The 22,313-nt window shown below is 49.5% G+C and carries 16 protein-coding genes; 5 read left to right on the top strand and 11 right to left on the bottom strand.

Going from position 1 to position 22,313, the window contains the following annotated elements:
• Positions 1 to 306: 306 nt before the first annotated feature.
• Complete coding sequence (locus DEV76_RS24550; protein ID WP_109700608.1) at positions 307 to 1,224, bottom strand: endonuclease/exonuclease/phosphatase family protein; 918 nt, start codon at positions 1,222 to 1,224, stop codon at positions 307 to 309.
• Between the two features lie 170 nt (positions 1,225 to 1,394).
• On the opposite strand from DEV76_RS24550, the gene DEV76_RS24545 reads away from it, so the two are divergent.
• The 5 genes from DEV76_RS24545 (at position 1,395) to DEV76_RS24525 (ending at position 8,188) form a co-directional block, all read left to right on the top strand.
• On the top strand, positions 1,395 to 1,967 hold the full coding sequence (locus DEV76_RS24545; RefSeq protein WP_109700607.1) for an RNA polymerase sigma factor: 573 nt from the start codon (positions 1,395 to 1,397) through the stop codon (positions 1,965 to 1,967).
• A gap of 69 nt (positions 1,968 to 2,036) precedes the next feature.
• Complete coding sequence (locus tag DEV76_RS24540) at positions 2,037 to 2,972, top strand: FecR family protein (protein WP_109700606.1); 936 nt, start codon at positions 2,037 to 2,039, stop codon at positions 2,970 to 2,972.
• A gap of 163 nt (positions 2,973 to 3,135) precedes the next feature.
• A complete protein-coding gene (locus DEV76_RS24535; RefSeq protein WP_109700605.1) occupies positions 3,136 to 6,567 on the top strand; it encodes a TonB-dependent receptor in 3,432 nt (1,143 codons plus the stop codon).
• Between the two features lie 26 nt (positions 6,568 to 6,593).
• Positions 6,594 to 7,376, top strand: coding sequence for a hypothetical protein (locus tag DEV76_RS24530; protein ID WP_109700604.1), 783 nt, complete (start codon positions 6,594 to 6,596; stop codon positions 7,374 to 7,376).
• An 11-nt stretch (positions 7,377 to 7,387) separates the two neighbouring features.
• Positions 7,388 to 8,188: a hypothetical protein gene (locus DEV76_RS24525; RefSeq protein WP_157963094.1), complete on the top strand. Its 801-nt coding sequence runs from the start codon at positions 7,388 to 7,390 to the stop codon at positions 8,186 to 8,188.
• Between the two features lie 112 nt (positions 8,189 to 8,300).
• Here the strand turns inward: DEV76_RS24525 and rluF are convergent, their stop codons facing one another.
• The 10 genes from rluF to DEV76_RS24475 all read right to left on the bottom strand — a co-directional run bounded on the left by rluF (position 8,301) and on the right by DEV76_RS24475 (position 21,991).
• Positions 8,301 to 9,452 (bottom strand): 23S rRNA pseudouridine(2604) synthase RluF, encoded by a 1,152-nt coding sequence (gene rluF / locus DEV76_RS24520; RefSeq protein ID WP_109700602.1) that lies wholly within the window; start codon positions 9,450 to 9,452, stop codon positions 8,301 to 8,303.
• Positions 9,453 to 9,669: 217 nt separating this feature from the next.
• The gene (locus DEV76_RS24515; RefSeq protein ID WP_109700601.1) at positions 9,670 to 10,776 is read right to left on the bottom strand and encodes a DUF4998 domain-containing protein; all 1,107 of its coding nucleotides are present in this window, start codon (positions 10,774 to 10,776) and stop codon (positions 9,670 to 9,672) included.
• Between the two features lie 24 nt (positions 10,777 to 10,800).
• The gene (locus DEV76_RS24510) at positions 10,801 to 11,973 is read right to left on the bottom strand and encodes a DUF4959 domain-containing protein (RefSeq protein ID WP_109700600.1); all 1,173 of its coding nucleotides are present in this window, start codon (positions 11,971 to 11,973) and stop codon (positions 10,801 to 10,803) included.
• Between the two features lie 17 nt (positions 11,974 to 11,990).
• Positions 11,991 to 13,919: a RagB/SusD family nutrient uptake outer membrane protein gene (locus DEV76_RS24505; protein WP_109700599.1), complete on the bottom strand. Its 1,929-nt coding sequence runs from the start codon at positions 13,917 to 13,919 to the stop codon at positions 11,991 to 11,993.
• 10 nt (positions 13,920 to 13,929) lie between these two features.
• On the bottom strand, positions 13,930 to 17,313 hold the full coding sequence (locus DEV76_RS24500; RefSeq protein WP_109700598.1) for a SusC/RagA family TonB-linked outer membrane protein: 3,384 nt from the start codon (positions 17,311 to 17,313) through the stop codon (positions 13,930 to 13,932).
• 195 nt (positions 17,314 to 17,508) lie between these two features.
• The gene (locus DEV76_RS24495; protein ID WP_109700597.1) at positions 17,509 to 18,597 is read right to left on the bottom strand and encodes a FecR family protein; all 1,089 of its coding nucleotides are present in this window, start codon (positions 18,595 to 18,597) and stop codon (positions 17,509 to 17,511) included.
• Positions 18,598 to 18,733: 136 nt separating this feature from the next.
• Complete coding sequence (locus DEV76_RS24490; protein ID WP_157963093.1) at positions 18,734 to 19,309, bottom strand: RNA polymerase sigma factor; 576 nt, start codon at positions 19,307 to 19,309, stop codon at positions 18,734 to 18,736.
• 112 nt (positions 19,310 to 19,421) lie between these two features.
• A complete protein-coding gene (locus tag DEV76_RS24485; RefSeq protein WP_109700595.1) occupies positions 19,422 to 20,234 on the bottom strand; it encodes a helix-turn-helix domain-containing protein in 813 nt (270 codons plus the stop codon).
• 82 nt (positions 20,235 to 20,316) lie between these two features.
• The gene (locus DEV76_RS24480; protein ID WP_109700594.1) at positions 20,317 to 20,961 is read right to left on the bottom strand and encodes a DUF2652 domain-containing protein; all 645 of its coding nucleotides are present in this window, start codon (positions 20,959 to 20,961) and stop codon (positions 20,317 to 20,319) included.
• Between the two features lie 10 nt (positions 20,962 to 20,971).
• Positions 20,972 to 21,991: an SDR family NAD(P)-dependent oxidoreductase gene (locus tag DEV76_RS24475; RefSeq protein ID WP_109700593.1), complete on the bottom strand. Its 1,020-nt coding sequence runs from the start codon at positions 21,989 to 21,991 to the stop codon at positions 20,972 to 20,974.
• Between the last annotated feature and the right edge of the window lie 322 nt (positions 21,992 to 22,313).

Here is a 22,313-nt window from a genome sequence, read left to right as displayed (position 1 = left end):
TAAATATAAGAGATAGAGGGCAGAATGAGAAATATTTCATACATGTATGGCACGTGTTTATACATACATTTGTAAGGAAGAGGTTGAAAAATAAGAAACCGGGATCTGGCAAAAACGATGCAAAATTGTTCATTGTATGGACGAGAATCTATCAACGGCTCAAAGCCCACGCCCCTCCTCCGTGAAGCCATCCCCCTAAACTATTACCCAACAACCCGGAATACTAAACCTAATCCGGTAAACTATAAACGAAAGGCCGCTTCAATGGAAGCGGCCTTTCGTTTTATGGAATAATAAAGTCAGTTCTTATTTCATTTCAAAAGTAGTCACAACAAACCCATGGTCTGAAGGGTAAATAATCTCCTTACCATTCAGGTGGATAGGTTCATTAAGAAACGCTTTATATACCTCGGATTTGATGGCTTTCAACCGGGAGCCTTTGTAGAATATATAATCTATACGGTGGTTATCCTTTACTCCTTTTGTATGCCATGTTATGCCCGGGTGGGTGACAGGATCCGGGTGCAACTTTCTGTATGTATCTAGCAGCCCCATATCTTCCAATACCTTTGTAGAATACCAGGGTACCACCAGGTCATTATGCTGCTTCCTGGTTGCTTCTCCCCAATCCAGGTGCGAAGGTGTGTTTAAATCACCGCCAAAAATCATTGGCACGGCTTCCGCATCTGCAGCATACTTCCTTATAAATGGCAGCACTTTTTGTATCATCTCAAATTTACTGCCCGACCTTTCCCAAACCAGCAGCTCTTCAACAGTTTTGCCTAACTTCTCCGGTTCGTTCTCCCAGGGCAGATAATGAAACCAGTTCGTAAAAAACCTTACCGGCTGGCTATGTATTATTACTTCCCTTCCTCCTAAATAAAAGGGATGCTCAGTATCCATTCTATTCCCGAACGGGTACCGCGATATGATCGAGAGGTTTATACGCTTATCGTCTAAAGCAGTGCCTTCCGGAGCTATTAAATGAAAATTGTAACCTAAAGAATCGGCAATTAATTTACCGGAACCATAGGTTTCCACCATCAGGATCACATCCGGGTTAATTTCCCGGATAATCTGTATTGCTTTGGCCTTCCCATCAGTGATATCATTTGCACCATGCAATATATTCCAGGCCATTACAGTAAATGTATGATTGCGCTTTTGCGCATTGCCTTCGTAAAAAAACAATGTTGACAATAAAAGTAGCAAGATGTGTTTCATAGAGGAATCCCTTTACTCAAATGTATGGACATACAAGTAAGTAAGCAATAATTTTACGGGGAATACATTAAAATATCACAAGGTAATTTGGCCTCACTCACCAAACCTTAAAGAAAACATAACCTCTGACTCCCGATAATCCCCCTACTTTTACATCCCGTAACCAAACCATGCACTCCGGCGAACATACCGATTCCGATCTCTGGCTAAAGGTCCGGCAGGACAATGGGCCCGCATTCCAGTTGCTGTTTATCCGCTACTGGGAAAAGCTCTATGTATATGCCTTCAACCGCCTCAAATCCGAATCTGATGCACAGGATGTAGTGCAGGAAGTCATGATCAATTTATGGACGCGGCGGGCTACCGTAGACATCACTACCTCACTGGCCGCATATCTCCATGCTGCGGTACAATACGAGGTATTGTCCTTCCTTTCCAAAGCCAGCAAAATGGCCAGCCGGAAAGAAACATTGGAGAAAACCATCCTCACTGAATTTACCAGCTTCCTCGACCCGGTTCAACTGAAAGAACTGGAGGCCATCGTAGAAGCAGAAGTGGCGCGCCTTCCTGAAAAAATGCAGCAGGTGTACCGCCTGCGGCAGGAAAAAGACCTTTCCGTTAAAGAAATATCCCGCCTCCTCGATGTTTCCGAACAAACCGTCCGCAACCAGCTCAACGCCAGCTATCACAAACTCCGCAAACACCTGAAAGAGGCCGTGTTGTCTTTGGTAATGATTTGGTAACATTCGCGGATAGTTGAAACAAGCAGTTTTGTACGCATATAGGTAGGAGCTGAAAAGCCTCCTTACCATATGAACATCGAACAACTGGGAGACATCATCGACAGATACCTGAACGGTACCGCCACCAACAGCGAAAAAGCACTGGTGGAGCAATGGCTGCGGGAACGCCCGGAAGACGGCCAGCCCCTCCCCCCGCAACAACGCGAAGCTGTACAATCCATGTTATGGCAGTCTGTCACCGACCGTACCGGCTTGAAACCCTCACCCACCCGAACCATCCCTATATCCCGTAAATGGCTGGCCTATGCCGCAGCCATCGCCATCCTCGCAGCATGTGCCATATGGCTGCGGCCCGCCACGCCACATACCCCATCTGCCCAAACCATTGCCGCCCTCCCCGGTTCCCATAAAAAAGTAACTCTGCCAGACAGTAGTGTGGCCCACCTCTTCCCCGGTGCCTCGCTCACCATTCCGGAAGACTTTAACACCCAGGACCGCCGTATCGCTCTCACTGGCAGAGGCTTCTTCGAAGTGAAACCCGATCCCTCCCGCCCCTTCCTCGTAGCATCCGGGAAGATGCTTACCCGCGTACTGGGAACATCTTTCGAAGTAATGGTTTCTGACAGCATGCACGCATCCGTTACGGTACGAACTGGTAAAGTAGGCGTGCAGTACGACGGACGGCCGTTGGCGGAACTCACGCCCGGCAAGCGCCTCCGCTTCAACGCACAGCATAACGATTTCACCATCGATGATGTGAATGCCGCACTGCTTTGCGAGTGGTGGAATAACGGCATGGTGTTTAACCAGGCATCTTTAGGGGAAGTGACTCGGGCATTATCTGACTGGTACAACGTACCCATCGTGATCACCAACGCTAAATGGAATACAGAACCCGTCACCATCCGCATTCAGCGGCAGTCGTGCAGCGAGGCTATTACACTGCTTTCGCAAACACTTGGGTTTAAGTATAAAAAAGAAAATAACAGCATCATTATTTACTAACCACTCTAAACGCCTGTAGAACGTATGATGTAGCTATACCACTGAAAAAAGAAACCGGCCTGTTGTAGCAGGCCGGCTCACGCAGCCAGGCATCTCACCTCCCGGGCTGCTCATTAAACGCACCGTACTCATTAAAGTCCGCAACATTTAATCACATAAAGTTATGCAAATAAGGATACTTTGTATCACCGGTTTTATAGCCGGCATGTTAGCTCCCACATTGATCCGGGCGCAGGATATGAGCCGGCAGATCACATTACCCGGAAAAGAACTGAAAGGGAAAGAAGTGATCGCTCTCATCGAGAAAGCAGAATCCGTACAGTTTACTTTCGGGAAGGAAGTAAGCGGCCGCCTCGAGAAATCCCTCCATTTCAAAAGTGCCCAGCCCACAGTAAAAGAAGTATTGCACACCCTGCAATCCTCCCTCGGTATTACCCACACTTCCGGCGACATGGGCGCTATTATACTGAAGCCTGCCGCCACCGAAGCACCCGTACAGCAGGCACAACCCGCCGACGGCCGCATCTCCGGCAAAGTGATTGACGAAACCAACGGCGAAGCCCTGCCCTTCGTTACCGTACGCATCGGCAATAAAGGCACCACCACCAAGGCAGATGGTTCCTTCATTATTAACCTGCCCCCGGGTAAATATGAAGCGGAAATATCCTCTATCGGGTATGGGACAAAACGTATCACGGAAATTACTGTGAAAGACGGGCAGACTTTTGAGCTGAACATCACCCTGAAAAGACAGAAAAGCACCCTGAGCGGCGTAGTGGTTACCTCTTCCGCCAGCCGCGAATCCGTTGCCTCGCTATACGCCCGTCAGAAAAACGAAGCCGGTATCTCCAACGGCATCAGCCGCGAACAGATCTCCGCTTTGCCAGATAAACATATCGGCGAAACCCTCAAACGCATTTCCGGTGTAAGCACCAACGATAACCGCCGGGTAGTGATCCGCGGCATCGCGGAGCGGTATAACCTCGCTATGATGGACGGCGCCATCCTCCCCAGTACTGACGTGCAGGTACGGGATTTTGAGTTCGACATCATTCCCAATAACCTGATCGATAATGTGATTGTCTCTAAAACCGCCACGCCCGATATGAGCTTCGGTTTCGGTGGCGGCCTCGTGCAGGTGAATACATTCGCTATCCCCCACCAGAACTTCACCAACATCAGTATCGGCACCAAATACATTTCCGGCGTAACGGGAAAGGAATTCCTCGGCTATGGCCGTGGCAAATACGACTACCTCGGTTTTGACGACGGCAGCCGCGACCACTTCCCCGACAACCTGATCCTGTTCGATGGGAGGAACTATAATCCTGCGAATCCCTACGCCACACCGGAACCCGGTAAAACACTGATCACCCCGGAGCAGGTAGGCGCACAAAACAAAAGGATCGGCGGGCTGGAACGGCTCGGTACCCGCATTTATAAAGCCGCACCGGGGCAAAACTACCAGGTGAGTATGGGCCGCAACTACCAGGTAAAAAACAGCCGCTTCGGTTTTGTGGGCAGCATCAGCTACCGCAACGAGCAGTCGATGGATGATATCGAACACTTTGAACGCGGTAACTGGGAAAAGCTCGATAACCGCCGCTACGATGCAGCTACCGGCGCAGAACTGGAGCCCACCTTTGCCAACCAGTATAACTTTAACACTACCTGGGCAGCATTGCTGAACGCAGGCTGGAGCTCAGCCAATCATAAGATCACCATCCGCAACTTCTACTCCCGTGTGTTCAACAACCAGTTCAACCGCATGGTGGGCTGGGGCAACGAGATCGGTTTCGGTGACAAGCCCGCCATCCGCGAATACGACCGCCCCAAGTTCCTCAACATGCTGCAGAACCGCATCAACGGCGATCACACTTTCGGTAAGTTCCGTTTTGAATGGAACGTTGCGCGTAACAAGCTCACGAACCTTGAGAAAGATGCCGTGGAAGCCTGGCTGGCGCCCACCACTACTCTCAACCAGACAACATATAACGTGATGGTTCACGGGGTCACCAACCCCGGCTACGGCACATTTAACCGCGCACAATACCTCTACGAAGAAACCAACCGTATTGGTGAAGCCTCCCTCAGCTACAATACGCAACTGCTGGGTCAGAAGCAACTGGTGAAAGTTGGATACCAGTTTATGGAGCGCAAAGGCTTCTACGACTGGACCATTCTGCCCATCGGCACATTGAACCCAAACACCTCCGTATTCCCCTACCTGCCTGTGCAGGAATGGGGTAAGTACCTCGATTTTAAAGATCCATATTCAGACCTGATGTATTTCCCTGCAGGGTTCTCCTCTAACGGCTACCAGGGCAAAAACACCAATCAGGGCCTCTACGCCATGCTCGATAACCGGTTTACGAAATGGATGCGCCTCGTATGGGGCGTGCGTGCCGAATACTACAAGTATGAAAGGCTCCGCAGTGGCCCTAACGATCTGCTGATAGACCAGCTCATTAAGGATGGCGAAAAAGTCCGTTATGTAGACCCCGAATCCGGAAAAATAGTGAGTGCCTTTGCCGATCCTTCCAAAGAGGAGAAAACCTGGCGCTACCTGCCTTCTGCAAGCCTCACTATTACACCGCTGGCAGACTTCAACATCCGCGCCGCATATGCACAGTCGGTTGTGCGCCCTTCGCTGATCGAGAACTCCCGTATGATCCGCTTCGACCCCGCTCTGGGCTCCTACAGGATGAACGAAGGCGTACTGTCTACCCTCATAGACCATTACGACCTCCGCCTGGAATGGTACCCCAAACCCGGTGAGGTTATCTCCTTCGGCTATTTCTATAAATACTTCGACAAACCTGCTGAGATCTACCGCGATCAGCCAGACGCCACGGGCCGTATTTACGTCAAAACCAATAACTCGGAATGGGCCAAAGTAAGCGGCTGGGAATTCGATTTGCGGAAAAACTTCGGATTCATTAACCCCGACTGGAAGTTCCTCGACAACCTTTTCCTGAGCGGCAACCTCACCCTGCAGAACTCCACCGTGCAGGCGAGCCAATACAGCGGAAAAAGCATGAGCGACGATAAATACGGCTATAAATACAGCTACCGTACAAAAAAACTGCTCACAGAAAAACGGCCGCTCTATGGCCAGGTGCCCGTACTGTACAATATAGCCCTGCAATATGCGGGCAAACGCCTAGGTGCCAACATCGCATTCAACCACATGGGGTATAAAACCTTTACCACGGGAATACTGCCCAGCATTGTGGAATACGAACGTCCGCGCGACCAGCTCGATGCACAGCTCAGCTATGCGTTTCTGAAAAACAAAAACCTGATGGTGAGGCTCAATATGAGCAACCTCACCAACTCCGCGCACCGCTTCTACATCAACAGCGACGAAACCTACAAACTGCAGGATAAATACCGCAACACACCCCTCTCCTTCATCAGTGAAACAGACTGGAGCGCCATCTATGAATGGAAATTCGGCTTCTCCCAGAAATATGAAGAAGGGTACCTGGAACTGTCGGAAGACGGAAAAACGAAAAGAAGGATCGGCGACCAGGATACTTTCATCCGGAAGGTGGGTACCTCTGTCAGCCTGTCTATCGGATACACGTTCTAACATTCCCCGCATTCAAATAACAAACCATGAAAACGAAACATATACTTTTTAGCCTGCTGGCCACATTTACTATACTGGCCACGGCCTGCAAAAAAGACGTCGAATTCCTGTACAAAGGCGATATGCTGCCCTTCGTTATTTCCGGCTACAATGCCAGCAATGAGAAACTCAATGTGAAGCTTGATACCTTCCAGCGCCTTTTCCAGATCCCAAACGGCCCTTTCAAAGTAAGTCAGGCATTTACCTTTCCCGAAGGCCAGCAATCGCTGAAAGTGTCCATCACACCGGAAGGCGCCGATAAACCCGTACTGGAAAGAGAATGGAAGAAGGGAGACAATGTGGGCAAAGTCAATTTCTTTTACCTGAACGGGGTAGCGGGAGAAATGCCTGAGCCACCAGCGTTCGAAGAAGGAAAGATAAAGCTGCGGTATATGTGGAACCCCGTGATGACGAAGTATGATGGCCCGGTAGATATTGCCGTGGGCAAACTGTACTTCACACCGAAGGTGTTCCAGGAACTGGCACGGATAAAAAACGTGAAAGCCGGGGAGTTTAGTGAAACGATCACCATTGATCCCTTCCCTACCGCCGGACAAACCTACAACGGCCAGCCTACCAGTGTGCTGTTTGTGATATACCTCTACAAAGCCGGCACCAATGAGTTTTACACTGCCGGCACCGGTTACAACTGGAATATCACCACATCGGCGCCGAAGCCCAATGCCAACGTAGCTTCTTCCAAAATGTACATCTTTACCGAAAACCCTTCCGGGTCGCTGATGGCCTTCGTGAAGAACCTGGAACTCTAAAACCTGTCAATATGCGATTATTCATCAACAAAACCATTACCGTATTACTGCTGACCTTATCGTCTGTGGCGTTTACGGCCTGCAATAAAGAAGACCTCAATGCCGGCATGGCGATGCAGGTGCTGGTGGCTGGTTATAATAACTCAGACCATGCCCTGCAGATCTCGCTCGATACATCAGTTTATGACGTATCTGTCAACAACGGGGATTACATCATTAAACCCACATCACTGGTGCACTTCAATGCCACGCACCGCTATGTACCCGGCCGAACCAACAAAATGCTGGTGATTACAGACACGGTAACGAAAAAGGAAGTCTTCAGACAACAATTGCCTGAAACCGGTACCAAAGCCTACTATAACTTTCTGTATATCGATGGAAAGGAAGTTCCCTCACAGCCACCCGCAGCTGACCCCAACACAAATAAGCTCGGGTTCTATATCCGCTACGCCGAAAGCACCGATCCGGTCGACATCTTCCTCAGCAGAACAGATGCCGCCAACGGACAGGAGTACCGCGCCTACCTTGCCCGGAACGTACAGCCCAATAAATGGGCGTATGCCGGATACCTCGCAGACGAGAGATTCGCAACTATCAATATGCTTAGTTCCACCAACATCTGCTTTACAAAAGCCGGTACTACAGACCAGTGGGCATTTTACGACGATGAAAGTAAAAGTAAAATGGCTGCCAGCAGCCTGGTCATGCCAAGAGCCGGAGAAAAAGGATTGGTGCAACCATACCTGGTGGTGCAGGGTAAATGGGGCCTGGAGATCGGGCGGATGTTCTTCTATCCGGACAGGATCTGATCGTTCCCTAAATACGCAATACAAAAAAAGGTTGAAGTGCTTACTTCAACCTTTTTTTGTATTATGAAATATAAACTGATACATTTCATTCCACCGTATCACTCGGGGGAAATTATCGTCCACCCCTTTTTTTACCGGATTGCTTTGCCGGTCGGGCAGCGGGTTTGCCTTTCTTTGAAGGAGCGGGTTTCTGAGAAGGATTACCCCTCTTTGTTGGCTTCTCGAACGATTTAGGTTTACCCTCTTTAGCCGGTGGCTTGGGAGATTTAAACTTACTGTCATTCGTTTTTTTATCCTTGTTTAAATCAGGCTTAGGAGATTTAAACTTACTGTCTGATGGCTTTTTATCCCGGTTAAATTCGGGTTTGGGAGATTTAAACTTACTGTCAGATGGTTTCTTGTCCCGGTTAAATTCGGGCTTAGGAGATTTAAACTTAGTGCCTGCAAGCTTTTCAACCGGGTTAAAATCAGGTTTGGGATGCTTTCCCGCAGGTTTCTGTGCGCGGTTCTTCTTACGATTTGCTTGTGAAGTACTTTCATCACCACCCATGCTGGAATCAGCCACACTTTCTTTAATTAACGCGATCTCCGCTTCGCTGAGGTAGCGCCATTTACCTACAGCCAGTTTATCAAGCTTTACGTTCATGATACGAACGCGCTGTAGGGCTACAACAGCATAACCGAGGGCTTCGCACATGCGGCGGATCTGGCGGTTGAGGCCCTGTGTAAGTGTGATGCGGAACGTCTGGCGGCCCGTCATTTCCACCTTACAGGGCAACGTGGTAGTTTCCAGTATACGCACCCCCTGCGACATTTGTCTCACAAACGCGGCATTCACAGGCTTGTTCACCCGCACTACATACTCCTTCTCGTGATTATTAGCAGCCCGCAGAATCTTATTGATGATATCCCCGTCATTAGTGAGGAAGATCAGTCCTTCGGAGTCTTTATCAAGCCGGCCGATGGGGAATATCCTTTTAGGATAACCCACAAAGCTGATGATATTATCTTTGATGTGAAGTTCGGTAGTGGTAGTGATGCCTACCGGCTTGTTAAGCGCCAGGTAAACCCGTTTCTCCTTTTTGGCAGCAGTAATAAGACTGCCATCCACTTCAACCGTATCACCGGGTTTATAGCGGTTACCCAAAGTAGCCGGCTTGTCGTTCAGCAACACACGGCCGGAGGTGATGAGATTGTCTGCCTCACGGCGCGAACAATACCCCGTATCACTGATAAACTTGTTTAAACTGATTGACTGGTCCAATGTTGTAAAATGCTTTTAACCGGCAGGCAAATACCTTCCGGGTGCAAAAGTCGGTAATTGGAAGGAAATAAACGCATTTTACCTTACCGGTGGCTTTCGGAGGGCCCACGAAGTATAGAATATATCAATATATAATCAACACGCGTATTTGCATTAAAGTAAAAAAGGGCAGCTCATAGTAGAGCTGCCCTTTAATAATGCCGGTTATCCGTTTGAATTACTTCCCATATGCATAGATTTCTGCTATGCTTGTAAATGGCGGATTATTACTGTCGGCCAGGTATATTTTCAGGTATCTGCCGGAGGCGTTAGCGGTATTGTCGATTTTCAACAGATCGCCTGATGTGAAGGCACCTTGTCCAGCCAGCGTCCAGGTTCCATTGGGATCGCTGCTATTACCGAGAAAGAGTTGTACTGACTTTGAGTTGGTATTGTTCTTACGGCGGTATACTGTGAAATACGCAATATTCTTTACGGTACTCAGGTCTATAATTGCCCAGTGTGGTAAGGCAATATCCGGCCCCCACTGGGAATGCCAGTAGGAACCCAGGTCACCGTCTATCAGCGCATCCTTTCCGCCACCATCGCTGGCGGTTTCATCGGATACAGAAAGGGCTTCCCAAGCGGAACGGTCGATAGTGTAGAAATCCGGCAGCTTGTCAGATGCCCAGGCCGAGGCAAAGGTATCGATCGCCTCCGACTGCGGAATATAAAGCGAACGGTATTGGAAGGTGGTGCCTCCCGGAGCGTCTATCCCAACACTAAAAGATGAAGATGCAAAGCGAACGGTGGTATCGGTACCGCGGCGGTTGATGAATTTCACTTCGTTAAGGATCATCCCTTCCGCCGGTGCGAACCACTCCAGCAGGCCTTCCGTTTCCGTAAGGGAGATTTTTTTAAGCCTCCGGTTCTGGAGAGAACCGGCATAGGCATCGCCAAATGTAGTACCAAACTGTGTGTATGTCAGGGAACGATGCCCGAAGCCATCCACAGCGTATATATTGAAAGAGTAGGCTTTTTCTACCAGGTTGGGCAGCAGTGTTTCAATGCTATCCCTTCCGGTCTTTAATTTCATGGGTATAATGAGCGAATCGGCCCCGCCGTTCCAGGAAACGATGATATTCTTAATATTCTGGCCGTTCTCCATCCATAGGCGCATCAGCAGTCTTTCCTTACCGGCGATGAATACCACCGAATCGGGCTTAACGGCGTAGATGATTTCTCCGCCTTCTATAAATGGTTTATGAATATCCGTGAATTTATCGCAGGATGCAGCCATGGTGAGGATGCACAGATACGAAAAAGCATGCAGTATATATTTCATGTGCTTGTCAGTTTAGGTGGATGATTATTTCCGCTCGCCGTATACATCAATTTCCGCAGGGTGGGTAAACGTGGTGCTTCCCCAGGTAGAGCGGATAACGATGCGGATGTAACGAACCGGTTCCTGTGAAAGATCGAAGGTAAACTCGTGCCCGTTTTCGGCGGCGCGGAGGTCATCGTCCGTTACATTGCTGCTGCTGCCGGAAGGTTTAACGATCTCCGTTTCCATGATCTTCTTCCACTCACTCCAGTCACCGCTTTGTGAGGGTGTCGTCGTTTTTACATACACATCAATTTCCTTAGGGTTCCCCCAGTTATAGTAGCTGCTGCTGAAATTACGCTGGAAGAGTACGATACGGCTTACTTTGGCCGTTACCCCGAGATCCAGCGTAAAGGGTGCGGGAAGGGAGGATGATGGTGAGTGGCCGAAAGAAGTAAGGTCATCATCAATGATCTTCTGATCGGATCCTTCCCAGTTGGTGAAGTTCTGATCATTCGCCAGTTTCATGATTGCCATAGCAGATTTCGGGAGGCGTTCTTCGAACAGCGGCAGTATCTTCCTGCCGGCAGGGAAAATAGTATCTGAACGGTTGCCAAAGTTATCTTTCACCACCAGACCGAATTCCCGGAGTACAGGCGGATATCCGCGCAGGGCCTGTGAGCCTTCCGTTACCTGTGAATTGATAACACGTACCAGCGTCATACGGCCCAGTGAATCCGGCGTATACATTTCAAACGCCAGCGGCGATTTAAGTTCGTTCATCCAGGTAAAACGCGCACCGCCGAAATCGCTCTGGATCTGTACGGTTGCTGCCGCCAGTTTGAGCGGAGAAACCATTGGCTTGATAATGCATTTCACGGGCTCAGATAATTCCTGCGCACGATTCACCGTATAAATGAGCACTTCATGCTCCTTCTCATCATTAAAGCCGGTGATGCTGAGTTTATTGTTATAGAAAGACGCGTCAGCTTCAAACTTCTTCCCGGTAGAGATGGTGTACACTGCTTTCACGCTGAGTACTTCTGCCTGATTCGGGATGCGGTAAGTAATCACGGCGCCGCCAGGAAGGTTCTGTACCGATACTTCCGTTACCTGTCCGGGTTTGCCGGTGGCTGAAGAGATGGGTGTGTTGTCCTTCTCGGTACAGGCCTGCAATGTGCCTGCAAGAACGAGGATCAGTATAATCAATTTTTTCATAACCTGTATTTTAGACCTTACCAACCGGGGTTTTGAACGAGGAGTGGATTATTAATCAGTTCTGTTTGTGGAATGGGCGAGAAATAATCCCTGTAGGTGAACCGCTGGAAATACACCGTGGTTACGGAATAATATTCTTCCGCTTCCCTACCGTTAATGTTCCATCCCTGAATGGGCCGGTTGCGTTCACGCATGGCAGTTTTCCAGCGGTTGCTGTCCCACATATACACGCCTTCAGCGGCCAGTTCTATCTTCCTTTCCTGCTGGATGATCTGGCGCATCCCTTCTTTAGACAGCGGTTTGGAAGGCTGGTTGGAATACTGCGCCCAGCTTTCCAGCACGCCTTTCAGGCCTGCACGCGCCCTTACGGAATCGATGTATTTATACACTTCATCATCAGGTGCTGCTTTCGATTCGTTCAGCGCTTCTGCACAGAGGAGCAGCAGATCGGCAAAGCGCATTTCCGGATAGGGATAGCTTTCTTCCGAAACGCTGTTGGCATCGCGCCAGGTGGTGTTCATGGAAACCAGCTTCTTAGGCCAGTAACCGGTGGCGTTGTATTCTCCGGGGTTGAACACGGAAGAATATTCCCCGAAACGGTTCTTGGGGAAAGGCAGTGCATTTTCATTGATCTGCATATAGGTATTACCATACCAGCGTCCCCTGTCGAAGCCCAGGGAAGAATAAAAACGTATTTCCCTGTCGAAATTGAGGGCTGCTGTTTTTTCACCATTGGCGATAAACAGATTGTGTGCGGCATCACCTACCCGTATGTTGTACCGGTTAGCGTAAGGGTACGATACGTCTTCATTGATAGGCACTCCGTTTCCAGAGTAAAACTGTTCAACGGTAGAAAGCGGCACACTCAAAATCCCTGTATTGCCGGAAGGGGTGGATGTACCCGGCTCCATACGCGCCAGTGCGGTGATCTGGTAGTTCCAGTTGGCGGGGTAGGAAGAGTTAGCCCAGATGATCTCCGGATTCCAGCGCTGGGTAACTGCGCTGCGGAGGGTATTGATCAGCAAAGTGGTATCGGATGTTGGTTTGCTGTTCACGGATTTATAGTCGCCCGTTACATACAACCGGTGGCCTGCGGCGATGCATACATCAATCGCTGCTTTGCAGGCAGCAGCAGCACTATCCCAGCGGGAGGCTACAAATGTCTGGTTGAAGAAGGGCTGGCCTTCGTGGTTTTTAAATCCGCTGTAGTCGCTGTTACCATTAAAGAGCGGGCTGGCCCAGTATGTCAGCACCTTTGCTTTCAGGAAATAAGCTACCGGGCGTGAGAACCGGCCCAGTTCCGTGCTTTTTCCTTCAATGTTCAGGGGCAGAGCTTCAGACTTGATCACTTCATCGATCAGCTGCAGCACATATCCGAAACAGTCGTCGATCTTTTCGCGATAGGCACGGATGCCGGCGGTAGACTCAGTAAGTGAGGTGTTTTTCCTGAGCGGTGTGATGGGCCCGTAATACTGTATCAGGTAAAAGTTCAGATAAGCCTTGATCAGTTTTACTTCCGCTTTCATACGGTCTTTTTCGTAGCGGTTAATATCCCGCACGCCGTCGATGTTTTCCAGGAAGGTGTTACAATCGCGCATACCGGCGTACAGCGAGCGTACCATGGTGCCTTTCGAGCTCCAGTAATTGGTGATGGCTAATACGGCGCTGTTCTGGCCAAGGGCATACTGCATGCCGCCTTCGGTGCGTCGGTCGCGGTTAAAGACCAGCTCCAGGGCACCCAGCATAGCGGGGTTTTCGTTCCAGCCTGCTGATTTAGGAATGCCCCAATAGCAGGTGGCGAGGAACTTCATGGCATTGTACCGGTCCGAAAAAGCATCGTCGATGGTCGGAATGTTATCGGGTACAACATCGAGATATTTGTTGCAGGAAACCGCTCCTGTCAAAACGCTGCAAAGAACAGCTATCTTAATAAATACTTTCTTCATGTTGATTCTTTTACAGGCCAATGTTAAAACCAATGTTATACACTTTCTGCAGCGGGTAATCGAACCCGGAGCCAGCCATTTCGGCATCCCAGAGCTTAAAGGCGCTCCATATCGCAAGGTTGGAACCGCTGGCGTAAATCCGCAGGTTACTCACTTTGTAACGCTTCAGCCATTCACGGGGAAGGGTATAACCGATGTCCACTGATTTAAGGCGGAGGAAAGCGCCGTTCTGCATGAACCAGGTGCTGGTTTGCCGGTTGTTCTCTACCCGGTAGTTAGCCAGCCGGGGCCAGAAAGCGTATGGATTACGATTGGATTCTGACCAGTAATTATCCGCAATCACCTGGGTTACGGCATTCTGTCCTACTTTCCCGTCTCCGCCATCACCGTCGATGAACGGCGTCATATTGTCCTGATTGATCCAGAAAGACTCGCGGCCCAGGCCCTGGAAGAAGAAGTTAACATCGAATTGTTTCCAGGATGCGGATAAACCGAAGCCATAGATAATTTCCGGAGTGGTGGGGTGGCCGATGGGCACGTAATCGAGCTGGTCGATCTTTCCGTCGCGGTTAATGTCGCGGTACTTAATGTCGCCACCCATGTATTCACCGAATTCCTGCTTGGGCGAGTTCTTCACTTCAGCATCATCTACGAACAGACGTTCTGCAACAAGGCCCCAGGTCTGCCCAAGGCTCCTGCCCACGCGCGACATCCAGTAGTTCTGTCCATAATCTGGTTCTTCCCATTTGATGACACGGCTGGTGCTGTAAGTGAAGGTACCACGGCCGGTCAGCTGCAGGTTCCTGCCGATCCGCTTGTCGTAGTTCAGTTCAATATCGATCCCCTTGCCTTCCGCTTCGCCGAGGTTAGCTTTTACAGATGGAATAATACCTGTGGTGGCCGGGATGATCCTGTCCTGCAGGATGTTCTTTCTGGTTTCTTTATATACTTCTATAATGGACGAAAGGCCGTTTACGAGGTTAAACTCCAGTACGAGGTTGGATTTGTAAGAGCGCTCCCAGCCTACCTGATCGTTCGCATAACGCCTTACATCAATACCACCGGGGTTCTGGTTCATATTGATACCCCAGTTCACCGCATAAGGTGCTTTAAGGTCTACTTCAGAGAGGTAGAAGAAACGCTCGTTTGCACTACCGATAGCCTCGTTACCCGCAATACCGTACGATCCGCGTAATTTCAACTGGCGGAAGGTAGATGTCAGCCCTTCGAAGAAAGGCTCGTTGGACACTACCCAGCCTAAACCGAAGGAGGGGAAAAAGCCCCAGCGGTTATTCTTCGAAAAGCGCTCGGAAGCGTTGTATCCGAAAGCGAACTCAGCGAGGTAGCGGGAGTCGTAGTTGTAAGAGAAACGGCCCGACAGGCTTACGTTCCTCGTAGGGAGCGACATCTGGATGGTATTGGGGGCACCCTGCTTAAACTGGCGGGCGGTAAACACCAACAGGCCGCTCACACTGTTCTTACCGAAGTTATTGTTATACTGGCTGGCGCCTTCAAAGTAATAACTGTTGGCAACCGTGCGGGAAGTATTGTTAAAGTCGTAGTCCAGTGTTTCCTCACCAGTGGTAGGGTTCAGCCGCACGAGGCGGTAAGAATCATCCTTCAGATCAAATGCGGAAATATTGTAGTAAAAGGGAACGTATGCGCGGGAGATGGCGTATTCCGACCGGCGGTCGAAGTTCACCAAAGCACGCAGCATGAGGCCTTTCACAAATTGATCCAGGTTCTGCTTCAGCTCTACAGTGGTGAGCATATTACTCCGGCTGTAATCGCGGTAACCACGCAGTGCTTCTGCATATGGGTTCAGGTAGTTGGCCGTTTCGAAGTTGCCGAAAAGGATGTGCCGGGCGTAATTGAAAGCAGAATCCGGCTCATAGTACGGCTTGAAGCGTACTGGGTTGGCCTGCATCACTTTCCGGTACATGGCAGAACCACCGTCTATCGGGCCGGTGTAATCATCAAAGTTCGCCACGAAGCGGGTGGACATTTCCGTCGTCTTCGTCAGGTTGATGTTTACGTTCGAGCGGATATTGTATTTGTATAAGTTGATGTTGGAGTTGAAATCATTCTTTTTATCTACCCGCATGTTGCCCTGATCTTTGGTAACGGAACCGGCTACGTAATAACGTGCCACAGTACCACCACCGGTGAAGCTGAGGTTGATGCGGTTATTTACGGCATAGTCTTTAAACATGGCCTCATTCCAATCGGTGGCAGGATATATATCTGAATGCTTCCCCATTTCGGTGAAGGTGATCTTTTCGTCGGTGTAGAGGGTCTCGCCGGCGGGGTTACGTGTTTTCACCGCTTCGTTATGCATTTTCATGAACGTAACGGGGTCTGCCACTTTCATGCGCCGGGTAGGCATGGAGAAGGAGTTATCGAACCGCAGATCCACGTTCATCTTTCCTTCCCTGCCTTCTTTGGTGGTTACGAGGATTACGCCGTTGGCACCACGGGCACCATAGAGGGCAGTTGCCAGTGCGTCCTTCATAATGCTGAAGCTGGCGATATCGTCGGGGTTAAGGCGGGAGAGGTCGCTGGTGTTCAGCTCGATACCATCGATGAGGATGAGGGGGTCTTTCTTGGCGGAGGCCCCGAACGAAGTGATGCCCCGTATGAAGAAGGAGGCGTTATCCGAACCCGGCTCCCCGCTTCGCTGGTAGGCTACAACGCCTGCCAGGCGGCCGGCTAAGGCGTTAGTGAGGTTGCTGCTGGGGATGCGCAGCTCACCGGGCTTAATCGTAGTTACGGAAGCCACCATGCTGGATTTCTTCTGACGGGAGAAACCTACCACGGCTACTTCGTTCAAACTTCCTTCCTGTGCCTCCAGAACAATGATAATAGGCCGGGAGTCGGCCACGAAGATCGTTTGCTGTTTGTATCCCACAAACGAGAAAACGAGGCTGTCGTACAGGTTAGCCTCGAGCGTAAACTCACCTTTCTCATTGGTCATGGTACCGTGCTGGGTACCTTTAACGTAGACCGACACGTGTGGCATCATGCCACCAGCCTTGTCTTTCACCGCACCTCTCACGGTAACAGGCGGCAGCTCCGGGCGGGATTCCGGCTGCTGGCGGTTCAGGATGATGATGATGTTGTTCTCCATCTTCTTGTAATAGAGGGGCGTGTTGCGGAACATCTGCGCCATTACAGAGTCGATAGAGGCATCTTTGGTAATGATGTTAATCTTAATACCCGGTGGTATTACTTCGGACTGATACACGAAAGAATACCTGCTCTGCGCCTGAATGTTTCGCAGCACACTTTCGAGAGGAGCTTTGCTGAAATTCAGGGTGATCCGGTCTTGCCCTGCAAGGTCGTTCGCCATCAGGGAAGATCCGGTAAGGAGTACAAGGAATAATACAATTTTCATGGCAACAAAGTGCTTAAACATATAGCCTCGGCTATAGCAGTACGTGTTCGTCATAAGTTTAGAATTCAATTGAGAATCAACCGCATTGCACGGCCGAAGAGTGTCCATTGTTTACTTCCGGGCACGTGGGGGCCCTTCTGATCCGGTTTAAAATCAGGGTACGTCAACTTATCATATGCAATGTAAATTTTGGTTTTAAGGCGCTATCAAAATTGTGTCGTTCTTCATTTTGTACGTGAAACCGCCGGCGACCTGTAATGATTCCATAACGCTTTGAATATTTTGGTTTTCAAATATACCCGTGTATTGGCGGGCCATCATGTCATCGTTCCCCTGTACAATCACTACCACACCATACCAACGAGACAAAATATTGGCTACTTCGTGGAGTGGCTGGTTGGCAAAAACCAGTTTGTTTCTGGTCCATTGTGCTTCAGGAGGAATCGTGTCTGTTTTTACTATTTTGATTTTGGTTATGTTTTCCAGGATCTCTTCTTCCTTCGGATGCTTATCATGAAATGCTGCGGGTTCCCCGGATTCGTTTTGCACTATCAGTTTTTCGTCGGGCAGCAGCACATAGCTCAGTTCTTTTTTATGGTTGACGGACACCTGTACCTTGCCCTGCACAAGGGTGGTGGCGGTCGTTTTCTCGTCGGGGTAAGCCCTGACGTTGAAAGCGGTTCCCAGCACCTTAATGGTGACGGTAGCCGTTTTTATGATCATGGGATGGTTAGGATCCCTTGCTACATCGAAGTACGCTTCGCCGGTAAGGGTCAGTTCCCGGTTGTTTTTCCCGAAGCTGGCGCCATAGGTAATCCGGCTGTCGCCATTAAGCCATACGTGCGACCCGTCGGGCAACGTGAGTTTGGACCGCGATCCTTTCTCCGTGCCCACAATATTCTGGCTCGTACGGGCTTCTTTCCTTGCGGAAAGCCAGTAGTAAGAACCCGTTCCCGCCACGCAAAGCAATACAGCGGAAGCAACCGACAAATGCATAAAGCGGCGCCAGGTAAAGATACCGGGCCTCTTTGGCAGGACAGGTAATTCACTGCTTTCCGGATGCATGGATTTCATGATGCGGTCCCAGCTTTTTTCGCTTCCCTTACGGTCGTCTTCGGTACGTTCCGGACCATATTCCAGGCTAAACAACTCATCTATCTGGATGGCCAGATTCCGGTCGTCTTCATTCTCCTGCAGCCATTTAGACAACTCAAATTGTTCTTTGAGCGAAATGCCCCCTGATTTCTTCTTTGCGAGCAATTCAATTAAACGGCTTCTTTGCATGGACTTATCATAAATTCTTCTCCTATAAGACAACCAAACAGGTCAACTTACGTAGTCGTACCAAAAAAAAATTCCGGAATTCCGGAATAAAGTGCTGAAATCGGCTGTGGTATTGAATTAATGGAGCTGCCTGTGGTTACCGGCTGCTGCGCCTGGGGAGGATTACCTGGCTTTCTTCCAGGATGGCGGCGATCTTTTTAAGGGAATGATAGAGCTGGGTTTCTACCGTACGCACGGAGGAATTGAGGATTTTGGCCACTTCCCGGCAATTAAGCCCCTTTTCCTTCACGAGGTAGAAAACGAGCTTCGACTTGGGCGGGAGCTGGTTAATCGCCTTTTCAATGGTCAGGACTTCCTCCTTCCCTATCATAGACGATTCCGGGGTGGCGAAGGAATAGAGGCTCCGGTCGTCGAGATCGTCGATAGACACATCGCTGATGTTCTTCCGGGACTTCAGATGGTTAATGGAGGCGTATTTGGTGGCGGTGTAGAGGTAAGCAGAGAGGTTATTGATATTGCCGAGGGTTTTACGGTTCTGCCAAAGGCGGATGAAGACGTTCTCCACCACGTCTTCCGCGGCAGGTTCATCCGCAATGATCTGCCGGGAAAAGGCCGTCAGGTCGAAATAGAACAGATCGTAGATCTCCCTGAATGCATTTTCATCGTCGTTTTCGATCCGTTTGGATATTTCAGACAAACGTGTATTTTCCAATTGCAGTGATTTATATGACAGACGACAATATCAGTATGAAGTGCGGATCAAGTTATTAGGTTTTTTTGATTTTTTTATTTCTTTTTTTGGGGAGATTCGGAAAGATGGGGGACTACCCCCTCGCCGCCAGCAATGCGGTGGGTGCATAACCAAAATGCTTCTTAAACGCAAAAGAGAAATGCGAGAGATTCTCAAAGCCCACTTCATAGCATACATCAACAGGCTTCATCCTCTTCTCCACAAACTGGTAATGCGCAAGCTCCAGCCTTTTCTGCGTCAGCCACTTTTGCGGGGTTGTATCAAAAGCTTTCCTGAAGTCTCTTTTAAAAGTCGTAAGGCTCCTGCCGGTGAGGTAACCGAATTTCTCGAGCGGCATATTGAACATAAAGTTCTTCTCCATATATTCCGCCAGATTGATCTTTCCCGGCAATTCGAAATTCATCAACATTCCATCAATGCCAGGGTCGATAGACCGCAGGATGCTGACAGCTTCCGTGATCTTTAGCTGAGCTACTTCGGCCGGTAGTTCTGTCATTTCAAAATAGGGTATCAATGACGCCAGGCAGCTTTGCAGGAGCGGGTGGTTATTGTAGTGGCGGATCTTCTGCTCACCCACTATCACCGGCTTCACATTGCGGTTTTCATAGAAGCTGCGCAGCCATTCCGTAGTAAGGTGCATCACCACCGTCTGATGTGGCAACCCATCTTTTGGATAATTGATGATCGTGGCCAGCTGATTTCGTGGGATCAGGAAAATATCCCCTTTCTGAAACATATACGTCCCTTCTGCCTGTACGATCTTCGTTTCTCCTGAAATGAACCAGATCAGCATGTGATGCTCGAACATAATGTCCGATTTGAAGAACTTGTCGGGGTAGCACGACAATTTAATATCTTCCGTTATGTATTTAGCCTGATATTCCATTAGCAATTTTTTTTAGTTCCGCCACCTGATATCAATTTACATAATATCCCTGATCCATGGCTCTTGTCAGGTTTGGAGTTATTTAAACACGTGCCGGCGCCTGCCGGAGGTATGGAAAAAGTATGTATGTAAAACAGAGATTACGCACGCCTTCATAGAGCTCACACAAAGTGCTGGAGTGGCCTTTCCGGAGTAATGCCTCCGACTCTTTTGTTCCTGCCGCCGCCATCAGCTCATCCGTTACCAGCAGGTACGAGCGTGCCGGCACAGCGTTTTTCAACAGGCGGTGCGCCTCCACCACCACTTCCCCATACAGTTTTTGAAATCCTTCAATGGAAAACCCCGTCATTTCCCCGTAATGGGCTACTGCTTTCAGGTGAAGAGCCGGTTCAATATCATACCTGTATTCCAGCTCCCTGATTTTAGCGTCGAAAGCGGATTTCATGATCTCGAATTGCTCAAACAGCGCGTCTACGGAAGGAATGGATGACCATTTAAAGAAGAAAACCGCATCCCCTTCTATTTCCGCGATTTCCATATCCAGCCTGTTATGCCGGATGATGACAGATAGTAGTTCGCTGGTGATAATCCGCCCTGTCACCAGGTCGGTACTGCGGACCAGTTCCGTAAACCCACTGATATCCGGGATGAACACCATGCCTTTACGGGGACTTCCATCAGTGATGCTGTTGGCTTTCTTCCTGTTTTTTGAGATGGAGGGGAACATAAATAAGGTTTTAATTGATATCAAAAGCAATTCCGGTTATCTCTTCGGTGATCGACCACAGACGCTTTGCCGTTTCTTCATCGAGGGAATAAGGCATCACACCATTCTGGTGCTGTTTAGGATGAGTTGCAACAGCAGGGTCGGTAGCTAACAATTCCGCCACATCGCCATCCTCACAGTAAACACCGCCGATGTTATTAAGCAGTGGGCTGGTAGCTGCCCAAATGGTGGTGGCAGCACCCTGGGGAATGGTTTTCAGCGAAGCCAGTACTTCGGGGCGCATCTGGTCATTTTCATCCAGAAAGCCCATTTCCCGAAAGAGTTCCACCGGGGCTTCCCGCCCTAATTCGGTACCGGCAATGGACCCGGGATGAACGGAGTAGGCTCTTACCTGGCTGGCGCTTGCACGGCTGTCCAGCTCCATGGCAAAAAGGTTGCTGGCAGTTTTTGATTGCCCGTAGGCCAGCAGCGTTTGATAGGTACGATGTTCGAAGTTCAGGTCATTGAAGTCGATAGCCCCCATGTGATGCCCCAGTGAGGAAACATTCACCACCCGGGCACCGTTTGCCTGTTTCAATGCGGGCCAGAGCCTTGCGGTGAGGTGAAACTGACCGATATAATTAGTTGCCAACTGGGATTCGATACCGCGGGCATCTTTACGCAGGGGCACCCACATGATGCCGGCATTGTTGATGAGAAGATGCAGCGGCCTGCCAGAGGCCATGAACTTTTGAGCAAAAGCATCAATGGAAGCAGGGTCCATCATATCCATTGGCTCAATCTCCACATGAGGGATATCTGAAAGGTTCTTACGGGCTTTTTCCACATCTCTGGCAGGCACGATCACTGTTGCTCCCGCGGCAACAAGTGTTCTGACAGTTTCCATACCTATACCGGTATTGCCTCCTGTTACGATGGCCACTTTGCCGCTCAGAGAGACGCCTTTGATTACATCAGAAGTGGTGGATTGGGCATTGAACCCGGTGCCTATTGGGTGCTGAAGCGCGCCCTGGTAGTTACTTTGTATCATAGTGATTTCTTTTTGTTGATACAAAAGTAGGATGCGCGCAATTGGACGGCTTTGTTCTGCGGGCCGAATTTACTTTGTTTTCCGGGCCATTCAGATAGGCGGGCTGGTAACCATGCTTCTTTTGTATCCCGAATGTAGGAAGCTGGAAATTTCCTGACAACCGGAATGGCCATTTTGGCCGTTTTGGCCGCAATTATGTCTTATTTCAAAATTGGCTTTACAGTTTAGGGATTTAATAACGTTTAAATTAAATTTCCTTTATGAAGAAGACGCAGGGCAGAAAAAGCCAATATTCAGATTCAGAGCGCATAGCGATAGCCCA

The sequence above is a fragment of the Chitinophaga deserti genome, assembly GCF_003149455.1.
Classification (GTDB): Bacteria; Bacteroidota; Bacteroidia; order Chitinophagales; family Chitinophagaceae; genus Chitinophaga; species Chitinophaga deserti.
The sequence above is the reverse complement of the archived record's forward strand: the minus strand, read 5'-3'. Positions and strand labels throughout refer to the sequence as shown.